This is a genomic window from Pseudoalteromonas sp. 1CM17D (assembly GCF_023161805.1).
Lineage (GTDB): Bacteria > Pseudomonadota > Gammaproteobacteria > Enterobacterales > Alteromonadaceae > Pseudoalteromonas > Pseudoalteromonas atlantica.
In genome coordinates this window covers 51,690-75,482 of the sequence record NZ_JALNTP010000004.1, presented here as the reverse complement: position 1 = coordinate 75,482, position 23,793 = coordinate 51,690, and the positions used below count along the sequence as shown (strand labels likewise).

The 23,793-nt window shown below is 42.6% G+C and carries 19 protein-coding genes; 16 read left to right on the top strand and 3 right to left on the bottom strand.

Annotated elements, in window-relative coordinates:
* Window position 1 precedes the first annotated feature (1 nt).
* The 4 genes from rng to tldD are packed head-to-tail and all read left to right on the top strand — an operon-like array spanning window position 2 to window position 7,591.
* Window positions 2–1,474, top strand: coding sequence for a ribonuclease G (gene rng / locus MSC25_RS09120; RefSeq protein ID WP_004585759.1), 1,473 nt, complete (start codon window positions 2–4; stop codon window positions 1,472–1,474).
* A complete protein-coding gene (locus MSC25_RS09115; RefSeq protein WP_248443222.1) occupies window positions 1,474–5,331 on the top strand; it encodes a YhdP family protein in 3,858 nt (1,285 codons plus the stop codon). The genes rng and MSC25_RS09115 overlap by 1 nt, the downstream gene beginning before the upstream one ends.
* Window positions 5,328–6,155, top strand: a complete 828-nt coding sequence (locus MSC25_RS09110) for a carbon-nitrogen hydrolase family protein (protein ID WP_248443221.1) — start codon at window positions 5,328–5,330, stop codon at window positions 6,153–6,155. The genes MSC25_RS09115 and MSC25_RS09110 overlap by 4 nt, the downstream gene beginning before the upstream one ends.
* Complete coding sequence (gene tldD / locus MSC25_RS09105) at window positions 6,152–7,591, top strand: metalloprotease TldD (protein ID WP_024032486.1); 1,440 nt, start codon at window positions 6,152–6,154, stop codon at window positions 7,589–7,591. The genes MSC25_RS09110 and tldD overlap by 4 nt, the downstream gene beginning before the upstream one ends.
* 50 nt (window positions 7,592–7,641) lie before the next feature.
* Here the strand turns inward: tldD and MSC25_RS09100 are convergent, their stop codons facing one another.
* From MSC25_RS09100 to gorA, 3 genes are all read right to left on the bottom strand, one after another.
* Window positions 7,642–8,478 (bottom strand): mechanosensitive ion channel family protein, encoded by an 837-nt coding sequence (locus tag MSC25_RS09100; RefSeq protein WP_055254579.1) that lies wholly within the window; start codon window positions 8,476–8,478, stop codon window positions 7,642–7,644.
* Between the two features lie 210 nt (window positions 8,479–8,688).
* Window positions 8,689–9,273: a hypothetical protein gene (locus MSC25_RS09095; protein WP_248443220.1), complete on the bottom strand. Its 585-nt coding sequence runs from the start codon at window positions 9,271–9,273 to the stop codon at window positions 8,689–8,691.
* Window positions 9,274–9,586: 313 nt separating this feature from the next.
* Window positions 9,587–10,948 (bottom strand): glutathione-disulfide reductase, encoded by a 1,362-nt coding sequence (gorA, locus tag MSC25_RS09090; protein WP_055254577.1) that lies wholly within the window; start codon window positions 10,946–10,948, stop codon window positions 9,587–9,589.
* A gap of 226 nt (window positions 10,949–11,174) precedes the next feature.
* On the opposite strand from gorA, the gene prlC reads away from it, so the two are divergent.
* The 12 genes from prlC (at window position 11,175) to MSC25_RS09030 (ending at window position 23,589) form a co-directional block, all read left to right on the top strand.
* On the top strand, window positions 11,175–13,226 hold the full coding sequence (prlC, locus tag MSC25_RS09085; RefSeq protein ID WP_138577027.1) for an oligopeptidase A: 2,052 nt from the start codon (window positions 11,175–11,177) through the stop codon (window positions 13,224–13,226).
* A gap of 131 nt (window positions 13,227–13,357) precedes the next feature.
* Window positions 13,358–14,539 (top strand): response regulator, encoded by a 1,182-nt coding sequence (locus MSC25_RS09080; RefSeq protein ID WP_064386199.1) that lies wholly within the window; start codon window positions 13,358–13,360, stop codon window positions 14,537–14,539.
* Between the two features lie 50 nt (window positions 14,540–14,589).
* Window positions 14,590–15,345 (top strand): class I SAM-dependent methyltransferase, encoded by a 756-nt coding sequence (locus tag MSC25_RS09075; protein ID WP_004585768.1) that lies wholly within the window; start codon window positions 14,590–14,592, stop codon window positions 15,343–15,345.
* A gap of 99 nt (window positions 15,346–15,444) precedes the next feature.
* Window positions 15,445–16,173, top strand: a complete 729-nt coding sequence (gene trmJ / locus MSC25_RS09070) for a tRNA (cytosine(32)/uridine(32)-2'-O)-methyltransferase TrmJ (RefSeq protein WP_248443219.1) — start codon at window positions 15,445–15,447, stop codon at window positions 16,171–16,173.
* A gap of 220 nt (window positions 16,174–16,393) precedes the next feature.
* Complete coding sequence (iscR, locus tag MSC25_RS09065) at window positions 16,394–16,885, top strand: Fe-S cluster assembly transcriptional regulator IscR (protein WP_004585770.1); 492 nt, start codon at window positions 16,394–16,396, stop codon at window positions 16,883–16,885.
* Window positions 16,886–16,910: 25 nt separating this feature from the next.
* Complete coding sequence (locus tag MSC25_RS09060) at window positions 16,911–18,128, top strand: IscS subfamily cysteine desulfurase (protein ID WP_004585771.1); 1,218 nt, start codon at window positions 16,911–16,913, stop codon at window positions 18,126–18,128.
* Window positions 18,129–18,170: 42 nt separating this feature from the next.
* Complete coding sequence (gene iscU, locus MSC25_RS09055) at window positions 18,171–18,554, top strand: Fe-S cluster assembly scaffold IscU (RefSeq protein WP_004585772.1); 384 nt, start codon at window positions 18,171–18,173, stop codon at window positions 18,552–18,554.
* Window positions 18,555–18,563: 9 nt separating this feature from the next.
* A complete protein-coding gene (iscA, locus tag MSC25_RS09050) occupies window positions 18,564–18,887 on the top strand; it encodes an iron-sulfur cluster assembly protein IscA (RefSeq protein WP_004585773.1) in 324 nt (107 codons plus the stop codon).
* Between the two features lie 96 nt (window positions 18,888–18,983).
* Window positions 18,984–19,511 carry a co-chaperone HscB gene (gene hscB, locus MSC25_RS09045; protein WP_004585774.1) on the top strand — a complete coding sequence of 176 codons (528 nt, stop codon included), beginning with the start codon at window positions 18,984–18,986 and terminating at the stop codon, window positions 19,509–19,511.
* 41 nt (window positions 19,512–19,552) lie between these two features.
* Window positions 19,553–21,415, top strand: a complete 1,863-nt coding sequence (gene hscA / locus MSC25_RS09040) for a Fe-S protein assembly chaperone HscA (RefSeq protein ID WP_248443218.1) — start codon at window positions 19,553–19,555, stop codon at window positions 21,413–21,415.
* 10 nt (window positions 21,416–21,425) lie between these two features.
* Complete coding sequence (fdx, locus tag MSC25_RS09035) at window positions 21,426–21,764, top strand: ISC system 2Fe-2S type ferredoxin (RefSeq protein WP_004585776.1); 339 nt, start codon at window positions 21,426–21,428, stop codon at window positions 21,762–21,764.
* A gap of 397 nt (window positions 21,765–22,161) precedes the next feature.
* Window positions 22,162–23,589, top strand: coding sequence for an NAD-dependent succinate-semialdehyde dehydrogenase (locus MSC25_RS09030; RefSeq protein WP_248443217.1), 1,428 nt, complete (start codon window positions 22,162–22,164; stop codon window positions 23,587–23,589).
* Window positions 23,590–23,793: the final 204 nt, after the last annotated feature.

The following is a 23,793-nucleotide window of genomic DNA, read 5'->3' as shown; positions in this document are numbered from 1 at the left end:
CATGAGTACAGAATTACTAATAAATGTCACGCCAAGTGAAAGCCGTGTTGCCCTAATCGAAAACGGTGTATTACAAGAAATTCAACTAGAGCGTATAGGCAACCTAGGTATTGTAGGCAATATTTACTTAGGAAAAATAAGCCGCGTACTGCCAGGCATGCAAGCTGCTTTTGTTGATATAGGCCTAGAAAAAGCCGCTTTTTTGCATGCATCAGACATAGTCAATAGCGCCTCAATAGTTGAGGGTGTAGACGACGAGCCGATTAAAAAAGTACAAGACATACGTGAGCTAGTACGCCAAGGCCAGTACATTATGGTGCAAGTGGTTAAAGACCCACTAGGCACTAAAGGAGCAAGGCTTACTACCGATATCACTATACCTTCGCGCTATTTAGTGTTTATGCCAGACGCTACGCATGTAGGTGTTAGTCAGCGTATTGAAACCGAAGAAGAGCGTGCGCGACTTAAAAAAATAGTGGCAGAATACGGTGACGATAATGGCAGTTTTATTGTTCGTACAGCGGCAGAGGGCGCCAGTGAAGCGGAGCTAAGACACGATGCTGAATTTTTACGAAAGCTGTGGCAAAAAATTGTATCACGTCGTAAAAAAACCAATAAAGCCAGTATATTACACGAAGACTTAACGCTTGCATTTAGAACCCTGCGCGACTACGTAGGTGAAGATATGGAGCGCATTAGGGTTGACTCTAAGCTAACCTATCAAGAGCTAAAGCTGTTTACTGAAGAGTTTGTGCCTTTGCTTTCGCAAGCACTTGAGTATTACCCAGGTGAGCGCCCAATTTTTGACTTATTTGACGTTGAAACCGAAATTCAAAAAGCACTGCATCGTAAAGTCACGCTTAAGTCGGGCGGCTATTTAATTATCGACCAAACCGAAGCGATGACCACCGTTGATGTGAATACAGGTGCATTTGTAGGGCATCGTAATTTAGAAGAAACCATTTTTAATACCAATGTGGAAGCCACATCAGCCATTGCTAGGCAGCTACGCCTGCGTAACCTAGGCGGTATTATTATTATCGATTTTATCGATATGATCAGCGAAGATCATAAGCGCAGAGTATTACATTCTCTAGAGTCAGCACTATCTAAAGACCGTGCAAAAGCCAACATAAACGGCTTAAGCGCATTAGGCTTAGTAGAAATGACCCGTAAGCGCACCCGCGAAAGCCTTGAGCATATTTTGTGTGATGTATGTCCGGCTTGCTCTGGACGTGGTTCACAAAAAACAGTCGAAACCGTATGCTATGAAATACTGCGCGAAATAGTGCGCGTTAATCGTGCCTACGATGCCGATAAATTCATGGTGTATGCGGCGCCCGCAGTAAGTGAAGCCTTACTCAATGATGAGTATCATAACCTTGCCGAACTTGAACTATTTATTGGTAAGCAGGTCAATATTCAAACAGAGAGCCTATACAGCCAAGAGCAGTTTGATGTGGTAATGATGTAATGAAAACGAAAGCGGTCTGTTTTTTTTGTTTTAGAAAGTTATGGCAAACCTGCGCCATAATTTTAGTATTACTGGCCGTGATTGTTTCTATTTTAAAGTACACCTTACCTTATGCAAACGACTACAAAGGCGATATAGAAACCTACCTGCACGATAAATTTGCCATTAGTCTTTCTATAGGCGCAATCTCTGCCAGTTGGCATGGCGCCGGCCCTGCCTTGGTATTAGAAGATCTCTCCTTTAAGGATAACGAAACTGCGCCTATATCGCTTACTATTGCCAAAACAAGCCTAGAGCTTAACCTATGGGAGAGCATTAAAGCCTTTCAGTTAAAGTCTAATTACTTTGTTATTAATGGCTTTCATACCAGTGTAAATATTCAAAATTTATTTAACAACACCAATAACGATGATGTCTCGTTTGAACAAAAAGAGCTAATTGAAGAGCTTTTTTTAGGAGATACAGGGCATTTTGCTATCGAAAATTCGAGTATTAATTTTATTTTAGAAGACGGTAGAGAGCGCAAACTATTACTCGAAAACATAGTATGGCAAAACCAAGATGAACAGCATTTAGGAAGCGGCAGCCTCGCCTTGCCCGGCATTAGTGTGGGTAGCTTTGACGCTCGTATCGCGCTTAGTGGCAAAACTATAGAGCAAATTGCGGGTGATATTTACGTACAAGCAAATAGCGTAGATGTGTCTAATTGGTTGGCGCAATATATTAATACTGAAAAACAACAGCTTTACACAGACATAAACTTAAAGTCTTGGCTTAAGCTCGAAAATGGCTTTATCAGCGATGTAAAAATGCAGTGGTTACCTAGCTTTGTACACTGGCAAAACAACCAACAAGCTAAACAAGTAAGCTTAAGCGAAGGGGGATTTCATTTATTTCCTGAGGCAAACGCTTGGCACTTAAAAAGCACGGGCCTGACATTTAGTAATAACGACACAACCTGGCCAAGTCTAGAATTTGAGGCAAACTTAGGTAAGCAAAATAAAGTGTGGCTGCAGCAGGTTGATCTTTCTTTACTGAGTAACTTGGCGTCGTTAACTAATTTTGAAGCATTACAGCCACTTTTAAACCGCAAACCAAGTGGTTTTATCGATCAAGCCTACCTAGAACTTAATCCAGATGAGCAATGGCAGTTATGGTTTTCAGCTAATAATATTGGCTGGCAAGAAGTGTCTGGTATTCCTGCAGCGCAGGCGCTTAGAGTCTCGGGGCTTATAAATCAGCAGCGCGGGCGAGTGCAGCTATTTGGCGAAAACGGGACTTTAATAACTGGCGATAGCTTCAGTAAAAATATTGATTACAACCAAATTAATATCGATCTGGATTTAGCGAAAACAGATAATTACTGGAATGTAAGCAGTAATAATATTTGGTTTGATAATAACGAAGTTACCTTAGCGGCTGAGCTAAATGTAAGCCTTAGCGACGATCCTCGCTTAGATCTATACGCAGAAGCCTATGCAGAGGATGCCACAGTAGCTGGGCACTACTTTCCGTTAAAGGCAATGAGCCCTCAACTTGTAAGCTACTTAAACGGTGCAATAAAAGGGGGCGAAGTAGCTAAGGCGCAAGTATTATTTTCAGGTCCGCTTTCAGGTTTTCCTTTCACCGATGGCAGCGGCCAATTTGATGTACTCGCGCAAATAGATAACGCAACGTACGCGTTTGACCCCAATTGGCCGGCAGTAACTAACGCCAATGTGCAGCTGCATTTTGCCAACGAGCGAATGGATATTTATAGCCAGCAAGGCCAGTTAGTTAATTTAGAAGTAGGCGATAGCGTGCAAGTGAGTATTGCCGATTTAATGCACGCTGATGAACTCATTGTACAAATAGATAAACGCGCGCAAATGGAAAAACTGCATGACTTTTTTGCAGCCACCCCGATTGCAAACCCACTGGCCAATATTTTTGAAGTGGTGCAGGGTAAAGGTCAAGCCGATGCAAGCGTAACTCTTTTGATTGGCTCTAAATTTAAAGGTGGAACCAGTGTAAGCGGCAAAGTAAAACTAAACGATTTGCCTGTTTATATTGCAGCCCCAGGCATTGCGCTTGAAAAACTAAGCGGCGAGCTCAGCTTTGAAAACGATACAATTAGCATGCAAAACGCCAGCGCTACATGGTTGGGTATGCCGCTTAGCATTAACTATAATAGTGCAAGCGAAGCACAGCAGTACACCGCTAATATTGATATAACGGCGTTACTAAATGCAGATACGCTAACAACCCAGGCGCAAGGTGTGCTGAAAGGGTACCTGAGTGGGCAAAGTGAGGTTGATATAGGCCTTGCACTTAATTTTACCGAGCAAGGCTTTAATTACCGCGCTCAGGTTAGCTCTGAGCTACGTGGCTTGACGAGCACGCTACCAGCGCCCTATGGCAAAACAAGTGAACAGGTTTGGCCGTTAACGGGCATAGTGCAAGGCGATGATATTTCAAATCTTATTACGGCTAATGCTAATCAGCAGCTATATTTTAATGCGATTTTAGAAAACGGTCAGCCGCAATTTAGTAATATGCATATTGTACTTGGTGAGCAAGATTTAGGGCTAAATCAAAAAGATTTAAGCGTTAATATTAACCTTGAACAAACGCAACTAGAAGCATGGTTTGAATTAATAGACCAAATAATTAAAGCCGCTCAAGCTAAGCCAAACCAGCAGTCTGAGGGTATTATGCCGCCATTAAATGAAGTGGTTGCACATATTGATAAAGTTAATGCTAGCGACATTATTTTTAACGATTTTGAAATGCGCTTAGCGCCCCAGCAAAACGACTTATATTTAAAGCTTAATGCCAAAGAACTGCGTGCTGACGTGTTTATTCCCAACTCTCAGCCAAGCCAGCCGATACGTATAAATAGCGATTACTTAAGACTTAACTTTGCACCTAAAGTAGAAGAAGATCTTGAGATCACCGATGTACTGCCAGAGCAAAACCTAGCGTGGCTTAACACAGTACCTGCCATTGAATTTGAATGTGCAGATTGTAAAGTGGCAAGTTATCAGCTTGATAAAGTGAGCGCTTCGCTGGTCGGTGAAGGCGACAAGCTCACTATTTCTGAGCTTGTGGTTGATAAGGGCGACCATATTTTACGTACCAAAGGGCAGTGGCAAGGTGGCTTTACGCAATTTAATGGTGAACTTAAAAGTGACGATATAGGCGCGCTATTTGATGAGTTTGATATCACCACCGCTATAAAAGATTCAAAAGCCGATATTAACTACAACCTTGCTTGGCAAGGCGCCCCGTATGACTTTGATATACCTAGTTTGGGCGGTGAAGTTAAGTGGGATTTAGGCGAAGGCCACATTGCTGAAATAAGTGATGGTGGGGCACGTGTATTTTCGTTACTTAGCCTTGACTCGCTAGTGCGTAAATTAAAACTCGATTTTAGAGATGTATTTTCAAAAGGCTTTTTTTACAACAGCTTAAAAGGCTCTATGCAGCTAGATAAAGGTATAGCCTACACAAAAGATACCAAAATGGATGGCGTGCCAGCCGATTTAACGATTAACGGCTATGCTAATTTAAACACCCTTGAAATAGATTACGATTTAGCAGTGGCACCACAAGTAACATCTAGTATTCCGGTTATTGTGGCTTGGATGGTTAATCCCGTCACAGGGCTTGCCGCTTTAGCGCTTGATAAGGTTATTCACTCAGCAAGAGTAATCTCCGAAATCAACTTTAAAGTAACCGGCAAAATGAATGACCCTGTGGTACAAGAGCTTGAGCGTAAAAGCAAAGAAGTTACCTTACCGCAAGCTGCGCAAAATCAGCCGCAAGCGGCCAGTACACTCACACTTAAAGATGCCGCGGTAACAGCAACACAATGAGTACGCTAAACGCCAATATAATTGCTTTGCAAATGTGCTCAGGCACTAACCCCGATGAAAACATGGCAGCCCTTGTCGAGGCGTTAAATAAACTCCCCGCAGCCAGGCCAGTGCTTGTATGTTTACCCGAGGCGTTTTTAGTATTTAGTAAAAGTGGCCATGATACGCTAGCGGTTGCTAAACGTATTACTCACTACAAGCTGCAATTAAGTGCATTGTGTAAAAAGCATAATATTTGGCTAAATGCGGGCACCGTCCCTGAGCCACACAAAAATAATAAATACTTTGCGGCCTCGCACTTATTTAATAGCCAAGGTGAATGCGTAGCCACGTACAATAAAATGCATTTATTTGATGTTGATGTGGCCGATAAAACCGCCAGCTATCGAGAGTCAGACTTTACTCAGGCAGGCGATGATGTGGTGGTTGTTGCTACACCGTTTGGTAAAATTGGCTTAACAGTATGTTATGATTTGCGCTTTAGCGGATTATTTAGCGCACTTACGCGCCAAGGGGCTGAAATAATTTTAGTGCCCAGTGCTTTTACACTCCCTACTGGGCAAGCACATTGGCAACCCTTATTAAAAGCACGCGCAATAGAAACGCAATGTTACGTTATAGCAGCGGCGCAGTATGGAACGCATCAAAATGGCCGCCAAACATACGGCCACAGTATTATTATTTCACCGTGGGGCGAGCAAATAGCAACGCTTGAAAGTGGGGTAGGGTTTATAAGCGGTTACGCCGACCTAAACCAGTTAAATAAAATTAGAAGAGATATGCCCGTGCAATCTCATCAACGATTTAGAGAGCATTTATTATGAATTCGGTTGAACAGCATTTATTACACGACAGCCAGCTAAATCGAGAAGAACTCGAAAAAACGCTTGGGTATATTCATCAGCATAAAGTGGATTACGCCGATTTATACTTTCAATCAAGCCATCATGAGTCTTGGGTGCTTGAAGACGGCTTAGTAAAAGAAGGCTCGTACAATGTTGAGCGCGGAGTAGGTGTTCGTGCCGTTAGTGGTGAAAAAACAGGGTTTTCTTACTCTGATGCCATTAACCTTGAAGCGTTAAACAAAGCCGCAACGGCGGCTCGTAGCATTGCCGATGCAGGCGAAGATAAAACCATTAAAGTATTTAGCGATGTGAAAGCAAAAGAGCAATTTGCACCGCATCAGCCAATATCAAGCATGAGTGACAGCGATAAAGTGAGTTTATTGCGTGAGCTTGAAAACTACATACGCGAACTCGCCCCTGATGCTGAGCAAGTAATTAGTTCAATGTCGGCTGTATACGAAGAAGTATTAATTGCTGCCAGCGATGGCACGTTTGCTACCGATATACGCCCGCTTATTCGTTTAAACTGCTCCGTTTTACTTGAAAAAAATGGCCGCCGTGAGCGCGGTGGTGCAGGGGGCGGCGCACGCTTAGATTATGGTTACTTTAAAGAACTAGTTGAAGGCAAGCCGCGCTGGATGGGCTTTGCCGAAGAAGCTGTACGCCAAGCTAAAGTAAACCTTGAGGCAATTGATGCCCCGGCTGGCACAATGGAAGTTGTGTTAGGCAATGGCTGGCCTGGCGTGCTTTTACACGAAGCGGTAGGCCATGGCCTTGAAGGCGACTTTAACCGTAAAGGAGCTTCGGCATTTAGCGGTAAAGTGGGGCAAAAAGTAGCGTCTGAGCTGTGTACAGTAGTTGATGATGGCACCATGGCTGATCGCCGCGGTTCACTTAACGTTGACGATGAAGGCACACCTGCAGCTTATAACGTACTTATCGAAAACGGTATTTTAAAAGGCTACATGCAAGATAAGCTCAATGCGCGTTTAATGGGTGTAAACCCAACGGGTAATGCACGTCGTGAGTCGTATGCGCATTTACCTATGCCGCGTATGACCAACACCTACATGTTAGGGGGCGAGCATAGCCAAGCTGATATTATAAGCTCAGTTAAAAAAGGGGTATTTGCACCAAACTTTGGTGGCGGCCAAGTAGATATTACTTCAGGTAAGTTTGTATTTAGCGCATCAGAGGCGTATTTAATTGAAAACGGTAAAATTACCCAGCCAATTAAAGGTGCAACACTGATTGGCAATGGCCCAGAGGTGATGCAGCATATTTCTATGGTAGGCAACGATTTAGCCCTTGATAAAGGCGTAGGTGTCTGCGGTAAAGATGGCCAAAGCGTTCCTGTCGGGGTAGGTCAACCAAGCCTTAAAATAGACCAACTTACAGTAGGTGGTACCGCATAAAACAATAAAGCGCGAAGCAGTTCGCGCTTTTTAGGTTACCAATGCGAGGTTTACGCCTCGCTTTGCTCTTCTTTGTTCTTCTTCGCCTGTTCGTACCACAAAGCCATAAAACACTCAGTTAATTTATGCTCTATTTCAAGTGCTTTGTTGGTTGGGCAAAATAGCGTAAAGCTTGCTTTAAACTCCCCAAGCTCTGTAGTACCAAAGTGAATAACCGGTGCCGGACCCGAAATTTTGGCATCGAGTTTACGCTCTATCATCGAATTATAACGTGTTGCTACATCGTGAAACTCTTCGCAGTATAGTTTTGCCTGATTGACTAATTCGTCATGAATAACATAAGGGTTAAAGCTCTCTCTGCGTACAATAGTAAAATGATGAGTAACAAAGCGCTTTACATAATTAAGGTTTTTAATTGAGCTGGTGATCAGCTTATTATTTGGTATATAAATTGTTTTGCGCGAAAACTGATAAGTGTGCATGTCTATTTCATGCATGGTGGTTTTTACCCAGTCTGTTTCGGCTACTTCGCCAAAATAGTCACCTACTTGTATCCAATCACCTACTCTAAATGGGCGGGTGGTAACTAGGTAAAAAAAGCCTATAACGCATTGTATAAACTCGCGAGTTGCAAGCACTATAGCTACAGCAAACGCAGCAATAGACAGCGCAAAATTTTGTATTTCGGTCGACCACACAAATAGCAGCGACAGCACCATAACAAAATTAATAAAGTGCTTAATGTTATGAGTGATGTAACGAATGTCTTTTTCTTTTTTTTCTGCGCGGTTTCTTGCTAGTTTATCAACCAGTACTTTAAGCACAAAAGCAATGGCAAGCACGAGCACAGAAACTAAAAAAGGGTGCATGAGTATGTCTTTAATCATAACTTCCAAATACGAGTAGCAATAGGCACGCTAAGTATATTGAGTAATCAAACCAATTAGCAAATTTAAGCTACATAAAATCACTTATACCAATTGTATTAAGTTATTAGCCATTTATAGCAATAGCTGAATAGCGTTATAACCCTGTTAGCGCTTTATTTTGCACGCTAGAATGGCTAATACTTAATTAAACCGGTATTACTTAGCAAGCTAGGCTGTTTGCTCTGTAATAGAGGCTTGCGCGTATTGAGCGTGTTTTTGGCAAAACAATACAAGCTCAATGGCAGCGATAAAAATAAGCGTGTAACCTAGAGTTTCTATGCCTTCCTCAATAATATTTTTAACTACCCGAACGTATTGTTCTCCCATAACTGAGTGCCAAAACTCGCCCTTGCCCATCATTCTCGAAAAAGCGAGTAAGGTCACTAAGCCAGATAGGCAAATACCATAGCTCGGTGTTTGCGCATAGGCTTTTAACGAGCTGTAAATAAAGCCTCGTTGGGCTTTTAAGTAAAGTAGTACGCTCGCTAATAGGGTATATACAATTGCTTGCCATGCGCCATCAAACACATACATATCTAGGTAGGTGTCAAATTCTCTAACAAACATAGCAGCCGACAAAGCAGCCAGTAACAGCGCGGCTATTTTAAGATCAGAGTGAATACGTGAGGCGTAGAAAAACAGCATACAACTTAAAAACGTTAGAATATCTTGCATATGTTCTGTTAGTGTTTCTTCACTGTAAAGTGCATTTTGCTGTAAATCAAAACCTTCAAGCTGAATTAAAAAAGCCACACCTGCTAAGCATAATAAATAAATAAAAGATCGCAGTAAAAACATATAAAAGCTCAAATAGAAAACAATGCGCGGCAGTTTAATTATAAAAATAGCTAAAAGCCAAAACATTATAGAAACTTTTTATAAATTTATCGGTCTAATTTTTTTGATGTTAAATTAATGGGTTATGTTTTTGTTTTATGTATTTATGATGTGTTTTTTGTAATAAGTTGAGTTAATTAGTTGTGCTGTATAGGGTTAAATGCGTTAAACATAAAAAAGCCCTTACTAAAACATAGTAAGGGCTTTTAACGTTATAAGCAGAATTTGCTTAGCGCATCGTCACAAACTCTTCTGAGCCTGTAGGGTGCAGTGCAACAACAGCATCAAAATCAGCTTTAGTTGCGCCCATTTTCATAGCAACCGCAAAGCCTTGAATCATTTCGTCAACGGCAAAACCAATGCCGTGTAAGCCAACTACTTTTTCTTCAGGGCCTACGCATACAAGCTTCATTGCACACGGTTGGCGGTGTTGTGTAACGGCTGTGTACATAGCGGCAAAGCCCGACTTGTACACTTTTACATTTTCTTCGCCGTGGCGAGCAATGGCTTCTTGCTCGGTTTCACCAATAGTACCAATAGGTGGGTGGCTAAATACCACAGTAGGTACAAGGCTGTAATCCATTTTTAAATCATCAGGTAGGTCTTTATTAAATAAACGCTCTGATAGGGTACGGCCGGCTTTAACTGCGACAGGCGTAAGTTCTATACCGTGCTCAATAATATCGCCCACAGCATAAATACCAGGTACGTTTGTATTTTGATATTCATCTACTTTTACATAACCAGAGCTATTTAGTTCGACCCCTGCTGCTGCAATGTTAATTACATCAGTGCTTGGCTCACGGCCAATAGCCCAAATTACTTGGTCAACATTTTGGCTGTAACCATTTTCAAAATGAATGGTTAAGCTACCATCGCTTTCTTTAACAATTTCTTTAGGCGAGCATTCGGTATGCAGTGTTGGGCCTTCTTTTTTCATGATCTCTACCAGGGTTTCAACCAGTAGCGTATCAAAATTACGAAGCGGCGCGTGTCTGCGTACAAATAAATGAGTTTCTGTGCCTAAACCATGTAGTACACCGGCAAGTTCTACAGCAATGTAACCTGCGCCAATTACCGCTACTCGCTTTGGCTGCTCTGTTAATTCAAAAAAGCCATTTGAGTCTATACCGTACTCAGCACCTGGAATATTAGGAGTATGCGGACGTCCACCTACTGCAATCAAAATATGATCAGCCGTGTAATGCTCGCCGTTTACTTCTACGGTTTTGCTATCAACAAATTTAGCAAAACCATTAATTACGGTTACGCCATTGTTCGCTAAACCGTTGTCGTATCCTTTGTGAATGCGACCAATGTACGCTTCGCGGCTCTCAACGAGTTTGCTCCAGTTAAAGTCTTTTACTTCTACGTTAAAGCCGTAATCAGGTGCATATAAGTTAATTGCTTCAGCAACTTGTGCGCCATGCCACATTACTTTTTTAGGCACACAGCCTACATTAACACAGGTGCCGCCCATGTGTTTTGCTTCGATAAGCGCTACTTTAGCGCCACGCATTGCCGCACGGTTAGCAGAGGCAATACCGCCACTACCACCACCAATCGCAATGTAATCAAAATGCTGAGCCATGTTTTATCCTCAAAAAATATATTTAACTATAATGTGCCGATGATAGCATATGCTAAGTGCAAGTCACCCAGCGCGGCGCGCTAAAAAGCTGATAAATACAACAAACGAAATTGTTTATTATGCCGATCAGTTTCATCCTAAGCTATATTAGACCCATTAATGGAGGCTTGTATTTCACCGTTTTGCCCCAACTTAAAATTCATAGTCAATTAAATTGAGAAAATTCATGAGCGAAGCACAAACAAATCCACTCATTGGCCTAGAAGGCTTACCCCCGTTTTCAAAAATAAAGCCAGAGTACGTAGTACCGGCACTAAAGCACGGTATAGAGCAATGTCGTAAAGCCATAGATGACGTGTTAGCGAAAGGCTCGTTTACATGGAACGATTTAGTATTACCCCTTGAAGAAGCCGACGATAAACTCTCGCGTATGTTTTCACCGGTATCGCACCTTAATTCAGTCATGAATAACGACGAGCTGCGTGAAGCCTACGAGCAATGTTTACCACTTATATCGGAGTACTCAACATTTGTCGGGCAGCATCAAGGCCTGTACGAAGCGTATAATGCGCTTTATAACAGCGATGAATTTAAAACACTCAGCACTGCGCAGCAAAAAACCATCACCAACGCCCTACGTGATTTTAAACTTTCAGGCATTGCATTATCAGCAGAAGATCAAAAGCGCTACGGCGAAATTAGCACGCGTTTATCTGAACTTGCCTCTAAATTTGGCAACAACGTAATGGATGCAACGCTTGCATGGCATAAACACATTACCGATGAAAGCCAATTGGCAGGCTTGCCAGAGTCGGCATTAGCGCTTGCTAGCGAAACAGCTAAAAGCAAAGGTTTAGACGGCTGGGTATTTACGCTTGATTTTCCGTCTTACTTACCGGTAATGACCTATGCAGATGACCGCGAACTGCGCAAAGAAACCTACACAGCATTTTGTACGCGCGCTTCAGATCAAGGCCCTAATGCGGGTGAGTTTGATAACTCAGCCATTATGAAAGAAGAGCTTGCACTACGCCATGAGCTATCGCAGCTATTAGGGTTTAATAACTACGCTGAAAAATCATTAGCAACTAAAATGGCTGAGTCGCCAGCGCAAGTTTTCTCATTTTTAGAAGACTTAGCCGCTAAGTCTAAGCCTCAAGCAGAGCAAGAAGTGGCAGAGCTAAAAGCCTATGCTGAGCAACACCATGGCATTACTGAGCTTCAAGCATGGGATTTTGGTTACTACAGCGAAAAGCTCAAGCAAGAAAAATACGCAATTTCAGATGAAGTACTGCGCCCTTATTTCCCTGCAGATAAAGTACTTAGCGGTTTATTTGAAACCGTTAGCCGCCTTTTTGGTATTAAGGTAAAAGAAGTAAGCGACTTTGATAGCTACCACAGCGATGTTCGCTTTTTTGAAATTTTTGATAGCAGTAATACATTGCGCGGTCGTTTTTATCTTGATTTATATGCACGCGAGCGCAAACGTGGCGGCGCATGGATGGATGACTGTATGGGGCGTAAAGTGCGCGCCAGCGGAGAATTGCAAACACCCGTGGCATACTTAGTGTGTAACTTTAATAAAGCGGTAGGCGACAAACCGGCGCTATTTACACATGACGAAGTAACCACGCTTTTCCACGAATTTGGCCATGGTATACACCACATGCTTACCCAAGTTGATGCTGCTCCTGTTGCTGGTATTAACGGCGTTGCATGGGATGCCGTAGAACTACCAAGCCAATTTTTAGAAAACTGGTGTTACGATGAAGAAGCGCTGAGCTTTATTTCAGGCCACTTTGAAAGTGGTGAGCCATTACCAAAAGAGCTACTTGATAAGCTACTGGCTGCTAAAAACTATAATTCTGGCATGCAAATGCTGCGTCAGATTGAATTTTCGTTGTTCGATTTTAGAATCCACCACGACTACCAGGCAAACCAAGAGTGCCAAATTCAAGCGATTTTAAACGACGTACGTAGCCGCACGTCGGTGGTTAACCCGCCTGAGTTTAATCGTTTTCAACATGGCTTTAGTCATATTTTTGCAGGTGGCTATAGCGCCGGTTACTACTCGTACAAGTGGGCTGAGGTACTCTCTGCCGATGCATTTTCTAAATTTGAAGAAGACGGTATTTTTAACGCCGAAACAGGTAAAGCCTTCTTAGAAAATATTTTAGAAAAAGGCGGCAGTGAAGAACCTATGGAGTTATTTAAAAAGTTCCGTGGTCGCGAGCCAAATGTTGATGCCTTACTGCGTCACAGTGGTATAGCTGCATAAACAACTACTTAACCTTATAAAGCGCCTATATGGCGCTTTTTTTATGTTTTTTAATATATTGGCCAATTGTTTTTAGTAATTTTAACCTCCCGTACTATGCTTTGTGTATACGCAGCAAAATGGACTAGGGCATGGCAAAGTTGGTACTAACGATTGATGACGATTTGTATGTTCATCGAATTATTGAAGAGGCTTTAGCGGGCTTTTGTAAGCTTATTCACGCTAAAGATGGCGAACAAGGACTTAAGCTAGCCAAAAAGCACACGCCCGACATAATTTTACTTGATATAGAAATGCCCGGTAAATCCGGCTACCAAGTATGCCAAGCACTAAAAGAAGATGAGTCAACACACGATATACCCGTTATGTTTTTGTCCTCTAAGGTGGAGCTTAACGATAGAGTAAAAGGCTACAGCGTAGGCGCGTCTGACTACATCATAAAACCCTTCAACACCGAAGAGCTAATGGCACGCATTAAAGTGCTTTATGAGTACCGGCAGCAGTGTGAAAAGCTAAAATTTGATGTAGCTAAAGCGCAAGATACCGCCGCAATGGCTTTGGCGGAGTCGGGGGATATGGGGCGTATTGTTAGGTTTGTGGGGCAAAGCTATCACTGTCATAACTTTCACTCGTTAAGCGAGCACTTACTTGCCTTTTTTAGCCCGTTTAATTTAGACGTGGTTATTGTGTTTTGGTATCAGGGGGGGAGCTATTTTTATAGTTTAGAAAGTGGTGTATGCCCTCTCGAGCAGGAGCTTTTAGAGCAGCACCGTAATGCCAATCGGTTTGTGGATATTGGTAACAGCACCATTATTAACTACCCCAAAATATCTTTATTAATTAAGAATATGCCGGCTGATAATCGTGCTTTATACGGCCGTTATAAAGACTTATTTCCCCACATACTCGAAGTGACAAACGAAAAGGTCGTTGCTATGGAAAGAAACGAAAATAGCTTTGAACAAGCCACCCAAATTAGCACTGCTTTGCAAGATATAGTAAAGCAGCTTACCAGCCAAAATGTTGTACAAAATGACTACACAAGGCAGTTTATAGAGCAGCTTCATGAACTCAACTGTGCAATTAAGCAAACGCAAGCACACGCCAATCCTGCTGATTTAACTTTATACATGTCGCAATTAGACGAAACTATGCAGCTGCTAGTAACCGCAAATAGTGATTTAGCGTTTATAAAGTACCAGCTTAAACAAGTGACCGAGAGCCGCAACGAATTATTGTGCAACTTACGCTCTAAAGTAGAGGAGGCCAGCTCACATAGTCTTGCGCACCAAAGCGATATAGAGCTATTTTAGTGCTTTAACGCTTGTTATACTGCAGCTGAAATTTTTCGTCGGAGTGTGTAGTGGTTATTCAGTGTGCTTTTAAAGAGTGTCGCCCATATTTAAATGAGCTAGAAACGCGTTTTAACTTAGCCCAATGGGCGCAAAGTTGTAGCGGTTTTACTCTGCATTACGACGATAAGGGCCTTAGCCTTTTAAAAAGCGACGAGCCTAAACTTGGCGCAATAAACGTAGACTTTGTAACAGGTGCTGTTGCTCACAGGCGTAAGTTTGGCGGCGGCAAAGGCCAATCAATCGCAAAAGCGGTAGGGTTAAATAAAGGCGCAACGCCTGTTGTACTTGATGCCACTGCCGGGCTTGGCCGAGATGGCTTTGTGCTAGCGTCACTTGGCTGTAAGGTTATACTGCATGAGCGCCACCCTGTGGTAGCGGCTTTATTGTTTGATGGCTTAAAACGCGCTTACGAAGATGCAGAGATTGGTTCTTGGATGCAGCAAAATATGAGCTTAGTGTTTGGCTCAAGCCACACGTTGTTAGAGCAGTGCGAGAGCATGCCCGATGTAGTGTATTTAGATCCTATGTTTCCACACCGAGAGAAATCAGCGTTAGTTAAAAAAGAAATGCGCGTATTTCAGGCATTAGTAGGCGCAGATACCGACGCCGATGACTTACTTGAATTCGCCTACCCACTTGCCAGTAAGCGTGTGGTAGTTAAACGCCCCGATTACGCCCCATTTTTAAACAACCAAACCCCCAGCATGCAAATTAAAACAAAAAAGAACCGTTTTGATGTGTATGTAAAAGCGGCCATGGTTTAACGGCATTTAGCGTGTTGATCGGCTTTAAGGATCTAGGATCTTAGCGCGCTTTTATGTTAGAATTCGCACAATTTTTTGGCATAGTAAAGTAGCACAGCAATGATCTTAGATGATATTCGCATCGTTTTAGTTAATACCTCACACTCTGGCAACATTGGTTCGGCGGCTCGCGCCATGAAAACCATGGGTTTATCAAAACTGTATTTAGTGGACCCTGCTTGTGAAGTAGACAGCCATGCAAGCGCCTTAGCAGCCGGTGCAACCGATGTTTTAGGTAATGCGGTTATTGTTGATACCGTGGCTGATGCGATTGCCGATTGTGCATTAACTATTGGTACGAGTGCTCGTTCACGCACGCTGTCTTGGCCTATGGTTGAGCCACGTGAATGCGGTGAAAAGCTAGTTGCTGAGGCTGTAAACGGTCCTGTAGCGCTTGTATTTGGCCGTGAAAACAGCGGATTAACTAACGAAGAACTACAGCTGTGTAATTACCATGTATGTATTCCTGCAAATCCACAGTACAGCTCGCTTAATTTAGCTATGGCGGTACAAACGCTAAGCTACGAAACGCGTATGGCGTTTTTAAATCAGCAGCCAAAGGTTGAGCAAGCAGACGATGAGACTGCTTACCCAAGCTCAAAACAAACAGAGTTATTTTACGAGCATTTAGAAGAGACGCTCGATAACACCGGTTTTATTATTAAGCAGCATCCAGGTTTAGTAATGACCAAGCTACGCCGTTTGTTTAACCGTGCACGCCCAGAAGAGGCAGAGCTAAACATATTGCGCGGTATTCTTACCTCAATTAATAAATCTATTCCTAAGTAAGGTATAGCGATTGGTTATAAAAACCTGCGGGTAAATAACGAGCTAATACTTGACTAAAACACTCAAGTAATTACAATACACCTAATACTTGACCAAAAAGGTCAGGTATTAAAAATTTGTTAATAGAACAGTGTTCTTTAATCAAATTTTTATCAAGTGATAATACTTGACTATTTTACTCTGGTAATTAAAATTTGCACTCTTTTGTGCGGGGGGCGTTATGAAGTTAACATCAAAAGGCAGATATGCCGTAACAGCTATGCTGGATGTTGCACTACATGCGAGTGTAGGTCCTGTTGCCCTTGCTGATATTTCACAAAGACAAGAAATTTCTTTGTCTTACCTTGAGCAATTATTTGCCCGTTTACGTAAAAATGGCTTAGTGAGCTCGGTTCGTGGTCCTGGTGGCGGTTATTTGCTAGGCCGAGAAGCCGCGGTTATCTCTGTTGGCGATGTAATTAGCGCCGTAGACGAATCGGTAGATGCAACACGTTGCCAAGGTGCCGATACCGGGTGTCAAAGTGGTATGCGTTGTTTAACTCATAACCTATGGTCTGATTTAAGCGCACGTATCGAAGAGTTTTTAAATAATATTACCTTAGCTGAATTGGTGGAAAAATCAGATGTGAAAGAAATCGCATCTCGCCAAGATAACAGCATCAATAATGCAATTAAGCAGTTGGAAAACATTCAAGTAAGCTGTCAACTATAAAAGTTGACCTGCAGCGGAGAGAGAAATGAAGTTACCGATTTATTTAGATTACGCAGCGACCACGCCTGTTGACGAGCGTGTTGCAAAAGAAATGATGCAATGCCTGACAATGGACGGTAATTTTGGTAATCCTGCGTCACGTTCGCACCGTTTTGGTTGGCAAGCTGAAGAAGTAGTTGACCAAGCGCGTACAGACATTGCCGATTTAATTAATGCCGACCCGCGTGAAATTGTTTTCACATCGGGCGCAACAGAATCAAATAACCTTGCAATTAAAGGTGCAGCGCAGTTTTACAAAAAGAAAGGTAAGCACGTTATTACCGCTAAAACTGAGCACAAAGCAGTAATCGACACGTGTCGTGAACTTGAGCGCCAAGGCTTTGAAGTAACCTACATGGACGTTGAAGAAAACGGCCTGTTAGATCTTAAAAAGCTTGAAGAAACTATGCGTGACGACACTATTCTTGTCAGCATTATGCACGTTAATAACGAGCTAGGTGTAATTCAAGATATCAATACTATTGGTGAAATGTGTCGCGAACGTAAAATTATGTTCCACGTAGATGCAGCACAAAGCGCAGGTAAAGTATTAATCGACGTACAACAGCTTAAAGTTGATTTTATGTCGTTCTCAGGCCACAAAGTATATGGCCCTAAAGGTGTTGGCGCACTTTACGTTCGTCGTAAACCACGCGCTCGCCTAGAAGCGCAAATGCACGGTGGCGGCCATGAGCGTGGTATGCGTTCAGGTACACTTGCAACTCATCAGCTAGTAGGTATGGGTGCAGCATTTAGAATTGCTAAGCAAGATTTTGAAAAAGATCACGCACATATCAGCGCATTACGTAAACGCCTAATTGACGGCATTATGGCTGATATGGACGAAGTATACTTTAACGGCGCACAAGACCAATCAGTACCAGGTATTGTAAACATCAGCTTTAACTTTGTTGAAGGTGAGTCGTTACTTATGGCAGTAAAAGACATAGCGGTATCATCAGGGTCTGCGTGTACATCAGCAAGCTTAGAGCCTTCATATGTACTACGCGCACTTGGCCGTAATGACGAACTAGCACACAGCTCAATTCGTTTTAGTATTGGCCGTTTTACTACCGAAGAAGAAATTGATTACACCGTTGAATTAATGAAAAACTCTATCGGTCGCCTACGCGAGATGTCTCCTTTATGGGAAATGCATCAAGAAGGTGTTGATTTAGATTCAGTTGAATGGGCTCACCACTAATACGAGTGAGCACCTACCGTAGCAGGTAATGAGGATAGAATTATGGCTTATAGTGATAAAGTAATCGACCACGTAGAAAACCCACGTAATGTTGGTGTTTTAGACAAAAATGATCCGTCAGTGGCAACGGGTATGGTTGGCGCACCAGCATGTGGTGACGTAATGAAATTGCAAATTAAAGTATCGTCTGAAGGCGTTATTGAAGATGCAAAATTTAAAACATACGGTTGTGGCAGTGCAATTGCTTCATCATCGCTTGTAACAGAGTGGGTGAAAGGCAAAACACTAGACGAAGCATCAACTATTAAAAACACTGATATCAGTGCAGAGCTTGAATTACCACCAGTGAAAATTCACTGTTCAATTTTAGCTGAAGATGCAATTCAAGCAGCAATTGCTGATTACAAAAGCAAACAAGCGAAGTAAGAGAAATTCATGGCAGTGACATTGACAGATGCGGCAGCAAACCGCGTACAATCATTTTTAGCAAACCGCGGTAAAGGTTTAGGCCTGCGCGTTGGCATTAAAACGACGGGCTGTTCAGGTCTTGCTTATGTACTCGAGTTTGTTGATGAGCTTAACGAAGACGATGAAACCTTTAAAGCTAAAGGCGTTACCTTAATTGTTGACGCTAAAAGCTTGGTTTACATTGACGGCACTGAGCTTGACTACACCAAAGAAGGCTTAAATGAAGGGTTTAAATTTAATAACCCTAACCAAGCCGACGAGTGTGGTTGTGGCGAAAGCTTTACTGTTTAAGCTCAGCTACCTTTGTAGTATTTTTAAGCCCTGCCAGTAATTGTAGGGCTTTGTTATTTGTGAAATTTGTATTTCTAAATTTTATTGGTTGAAGCTATGCGTTACTTTGAGTTATTTGCAATACCAGTTGATTACAACATTGACTTGGCAACAATAAATAAGCATTACCTAGAGCTGCAGCGCGCAGTGCATCCCGATCGCCACGCTAATGCGAGCAGCCGTGATAAGTTAATGGCCGTACAAAGTACCGCTGAAATTAACGATGCGCTACAAACGCTAAAACACCCAGTAAAACGAGCTGAATATATGCTCAGCGAACTAGGTGTTGATATTCGAGCTGAGCAACAAACACTGCAAGATCCAATGTTCTTAATGCAGCAAATGGAACTGCGTGAGGAGCTTGAAGAGCTCGCTTCAGCAAGTAATCCTGAGGCCGCTATCGCCAATTTTGAATCACAAATAAAGCAATTAAAAATCCAATACAGTAATGAACTTGCCGAGCAACTTGCAAGTAACGACGAGGCGCAATATCAACAAGCTGCTGACAACATTCGCAAATTAAAGTTTGTATATAAATTAGAAGACGAACTTGAGCGTATTGAAGACAGTTTATTTGACGATTAATTACTTGCTGTAAAGCGAGCAACACGAGTTTAAAGAGCATTATGGCATTATTGCAAATTGCTGAGCCGGGGCAGAGCGCGGCACCACATGAACACAAATTAGCAATAGGTATTGACCTAGGTACCACTAATTCATTGGTTGCAACGGTACAAAGTGGCGAAGCCCGCACATTAACAGATGACCTTGGTGCAGCGATGTTGCCATCGGTTGTGCGTTACCAAGCTGGGGGCATCACGGTAGGCGCCGATGCTGCACAAGCTGCAACACAAGACCCAGCCAATACCCTTATTTCGGTTAAGCGTTTTTTAGGTAAAACCCAAGCTGAAATAGAGCAAAGCTACGGCCAATTACCGTACCAGTTTTGTGAAGATAACGGCTCGCTTGCCATTCAAACCGATGCCGGAAAAATCAGCCCTGTAAAAGCCTCTAGCCATATTTTAGCGGCTCTAAAAGCGCGTGCAGAGCAAAGCTTTGGTAATCAAGACATTTTAGGTGCCGTAATTACTGTGCCTGCGTACTTTGATGACGCACAGCGCCAAAGCACTAAAGATGCAGCAGAGCTTGCTGGCATTAACGTATTACGTTTATTAAACGAGCCAACTGCTGCGGCAGTCGCTTACGGGTTAGACTCGGGCCAAGAAGGCATCATTGCTGTTTACGATTTAGGCGGCGGCACTTTTGATATTTCTATACTTCGCTTACACCAAGGTGTGTTTGAAGTAATGGCAACTGGCGGTGATTCGAGCTTAGGTGGCGATGATTTCGATTCGTTATTAGTCGATTACTTTAAGCAGCAAACAGGTGTGTCATCATTATCACCTTCAGTTTTACGTTTATTCATCAATAAAGCAAAAGCCTGTAAAGAAGCGCTAAGCCAGTACGCAAAAGTAAATGTAGTGCTTGAATTTGACGAGCAAAAACACACCGTAGAAGTGACACGCGAAACCTTTGACGAGCTGGCTATGCCACTTGTTAAAAAAACACTTCGTTCGTGTCGTCGTGCTGTAAAAGATGCTGGCATCGAAAACGAAGAAGTGCTGCAAGTTGTAATGGTAGGTGGTTCAACTCGCATGCCACTGGTTCGCAGCCAAGTTGAAGGCTTTTTTGAAAAAGAGCCGCTAACTTCAATCGATCCGGATCGTGTTGTTGCACTAGGTGCTGCATTACAAGCTGATGTATTAGTAGGTAACAAGCCCGATTCTGACATGCTATTACTTGATGTATTGCCACTGTCGCTTGGCCTTGAAACGATGGGTGGGTTAGTTGAAAAAATAATTCCGCGTAATACCACTATTCCTGTTGCTCGTGCGCAAGAATTTACTACCTTTAAAGACGGCCAAACGGCAATGTCTTTACATGTGCTACAAGGTGAGCGCGAACTGGTTGACGATTGCCGCTCGCTGGCTAAATTTAGCTTAAAAGGCATACCGGCTATGGCAGCAGGCGCTGCACATATTCGAGTTACCTTTAAAGTGGATGCCGATGGCTTGTTAAGTGTATCAGCAATGGAAAAATCAACTGGTGTGCAAGCTGAAATCCAAGTTAAACCATCGTTTGGCTTATCTGATGACCAAGTGGCTAACATGCTCAAAGAGTCAATGAGCAACGCTAAAGATGACATGCAAGCACGTATGCTTAAAGAGCAACAAGTAGAGGCGCTACGTGTTATAGAAGCACTAGAGGCGTCACTTGCTAGCGACGGTGACTTGCTCGACGATATTCAACTTGCTAATTTAAAAGCTGAAATAAGCGAGCTTGCTAAAGTGCGCGAAACCGCGCAGCAGCCAGGTGAAATTAAAGCCGCAATTGAAAAAGTAGATAACGCTAGCAGCGATTTTGCCTCGCGCAGAATGGATGCATCAATTAAAAAGGCCCTCACAGGGCAGTCAGTAGACAACGTTTAAAGAGGTTAGAATGCCACAAATTATTTTTCTTCCCCATCCGGAATTATGTCCTGACGGTGCAGCACTTGAAGCGCCTGCGGGCGAAACAGTCCTTGATGTGGCCCTTAAAAACGGCATTAGCATTCCACACGCATGTGAAAAATCGTGTGCATGTACTACATGCCATTTAGTGATCCGCGAAGGCTTTGACTCACTAGACGAAAGCGATGAGCTAGAAGACGACATGCTAGATAAAGCATGGGGCTTAGAGTCAGAATCTCGCTTAGGATGCCAAGCAGTTATTAGAGATGAAGACTTAGTGGTTGAAATACCTAAGTACAATCTCAATATCGTTAATGAAGAGCACTAGTTTTTAATTAACGAGAATTTTTTTAAAAGCCGCTGTTTTTCACAGCGGCTTTTTTGTTTAAGAGATTGTATAAGCACGTAGCAGCGACTTTATGTCGCGTTTTTAAATGAATGATCACGTAATCATAATCGCTGGGTAAACCCGCTGCTACATTTACACCGTAGCAGCGACTTTACGTCGCGTTTTTAAATGAATGACCACGTAATCATAATCGCGGGGTAAACCCGCTGCTACATCTTACACCGTAGCAGCGACTTTATGTCGCGTTTTTAAAATAGGCCTAGATCTAAAATGATCACGTTTTTTAGGTCGAATTACAGTCAAGGAATTATCGCTTTTGGCTAAACCCGCTGCTACGCGTTTTACCTAACCCATAAAACTATTTCGGAGGTCTATTTTGAGTAATCTAATTTTTTGTGACTCGTTTATTAATGGTGAATTTTATAAAACCAATAAACGTTTTAGCGTTGACGACCCCGCGACCGAAAAAAGTATTGTTGAAGTAAGTGATATAGACGAGCAAGGCGTTAATAGCGCAATAAAGGCAGCGCAGGGTGCGTTTGTTAAGTTAAAATCAAGCAATGCCACTGAGCGAAGTGATACGCTAATGCGTTGGTATGAGCTGGTAATAAAACACAAGCAAACGCTTGCTGAGCTAATGACCAAAGAGCAAGGTAAACCGCTTAAAGAGTCGTTAGGTGAAATAGACTATGGCGCTGGGTTTATAAAATGGTTTGCAGAAGAAGCTAAACGCAGTTACGGCGATGTGATCCCCCCAACCGACGATACACATAGATTAACGAGCTTTAAACAACCTGTAGGCGTTGTGGCTGGCATTACTCCTTGGAACTTTCCGGTTGCTATGGTGACACGTAAAGTGGCGCCAGCATACGCTGCAGGCTGTAGCTTTGTGCTAAAACCTTCTGAATATACACCTTTATGTGCTTTGGCGTTGGCATACCTTGCCGATCAAGCCGGGTTTGTAAAAGGAGCTTTTAACGTACTGATTTCGCAAGACGCAAAAACAGTCGGACAAATACTTACTGACTCAGAAGTGGTACGCAAATTTACTTTTACAGGTTCAACAGGCGTAGGCAAGCAGTTACTTTCTCAGTGTGCGGGTACGATTAAACGTACCTCCATGGAACTTGGCGGAAACGCCCCCTTTATTATTTTTGATAACGCCGATATAGACGAAGCAATCGACGGCCTCATGGCGGCTAAGTTTAGAAACAGTGGACAAGCATGTGTAGCCGCAAACCGCATTTTTATTCAGCGCAGTATTTTAGATGAAGTGCTTAGTAAAATTACGCCTAAAGTAGCCGCATTAAAAGTAGCCAATGGGTTTGAAGAGGATGTAGACATTGGCCCCCTTATTTACCCAAAAGCGAAAGAAAAAGTGCAGCAGCTTGTGCAAGATGCACTTGATAAAGGCGCAGACCTAATAGGGGATAACAGCGACTTAGGCGGCAGCTTTCAAAACCCGCTTATTGTTACTAACGTAACGACCGAAATGGATATATACCACGAAGAAGTATTTGGCCCGGTATTAACGGTTATTCCTTTTGATGAAGAAAGCGAGGTACTAGCCCTTGCTAACGATGTTCCATATGGCTTAGCGGCTTATTTTTATAGTCAAAATATCAAGCAGATTTATCGTATTAGCGAAGGGCTTGAGTTTGGCATGGTTGGTGTTAACGAAGGGGTTATATCTAACCCTGTGGCACCGTTTGGTGGAGTTAAGCAATCAGGCTTAGGCCGAGAAGGCGGCCATCAAGGGCTTGATGAATACCTTGAAGAAAAATACGTGTGTATCAAAGTTTAAAAACGATGACACCATAAACCATGAAAAATTGGTTTATCCAACACAGCTTAGGTTACTAATACCAATTTGCTTAATTAAGTGATCTATAACTACAGGTTACCTTTTTATTGCTAGATATAGGCCTTAGTGCTACATTTACGGCATAATTTTTGTTTAAAAATAATCAAAAATAAAAAGAATTTCTACTTGTAGAAATAACCCGTG

Bases quoted from the DNA above. Each gene is read 5' to 3' on its own strand.
- trmJ (WP_248443219.1), top strand. From the start codon at position 15,445: ATGATCTTAGATGATATTCGCATCGTTTTAGTTAATACCTCACACTCT.
- iscU (WP_004585772.1), top strand. From the start codon at position 18,171: ATGGCTTATAGTGATAAAGTAATCGACCACGTAGAAAACCCACGTAAT.
- MSC25_RS09100 (WP_055254579.1), bottom strand. From the start codon at position 8,478: ATGATTAAAGACATACTCATGCACCCTTTTTTAGTTTCTGTGCTCGTG.
- MSC25_RS09115 (WP_248443222.1), top strand. From the start codon at position 1,474: ATGAAAACGAAAGCGGTCTGTTTTTTTTGTTTTAGAAAGTTATGGCAA.
- MSC25_RS09080 (WP_064386199.1), top strand. From the start codon at position 13,358: ATGGCAAAGTTGGTACTAACGATTGATGACGATTTGTATGTTCATCGA.
- gorA (WP_055254577.1), bottom strand. From the start codon at position 10,948: ATGGCTCAGCATTTTGATTACATTGCGATTGGTGGTGGTAGTGGCGGT.
- iscR (WP_004585770.1), top strand. From the start codon at position 16,394: ATGAAGTTAACATCAAAAGGCAGATATGCCGTAACAGCTATGCTGGAT.
- prlC (WP_138577027.1), top strand. From the start codon at position 11,175: ATGAGCGAAGCACAAACAAATCCACTCATTGGCCTAGAAGGCTTACCC.
- fdx (WP_004585776.1), top strand. From the start codon at position 21,426: ATGCCACAAATTATTTTTCTTCCCCATCCGGAATTATGTCCTGACGGT.
- hscA (WP_248443218.1), top strand. From the start codon at position 19,553: ATGGCATTATTGCAAATTGCTGAGCCGGGGCAGAGCGCGGCACCACAT.
- MSC25_RS09110 (WP_248443221.1), top strand. From the start codon at position 5,328: ATGAGTACGCTAAACGCCAATATAATTGCTTTGCAAATGTGCTCAGGC.
- MSC25_RS09060 (WP_004585771.1), top strand. From the start codon at position 16,911: ATGAAGTTACCGATTTATTTAGATTACGCAGCGACCACGCCTGTTGAC.
- tldD (WP_024032486.1), top strand. From the start codon at position 6,152: ATGAATTCGGTTGAACAGCATTTATTACACGACAGCCAGCTAAATCGA.
- hscB (WP_004585774.1), top strand. From the start codon at position 18,984: ATGCGTTACTTTGAGTTATTTGCAATACCAGTTGATTACAACATTGAC.
- rng (WP_004585759.1), top strand. From the start codon at position 2: ATGAGTACAGAATTACTAATAAATGTCACGCCAAGTGAAAGCCGTGTT.
- iscA (WP_004585773.1), top strand. From the start codon at position 18,564: ATGGCAGTGACATTGACAGATGCGGCAGCAAACCGCGTACAATCATTT.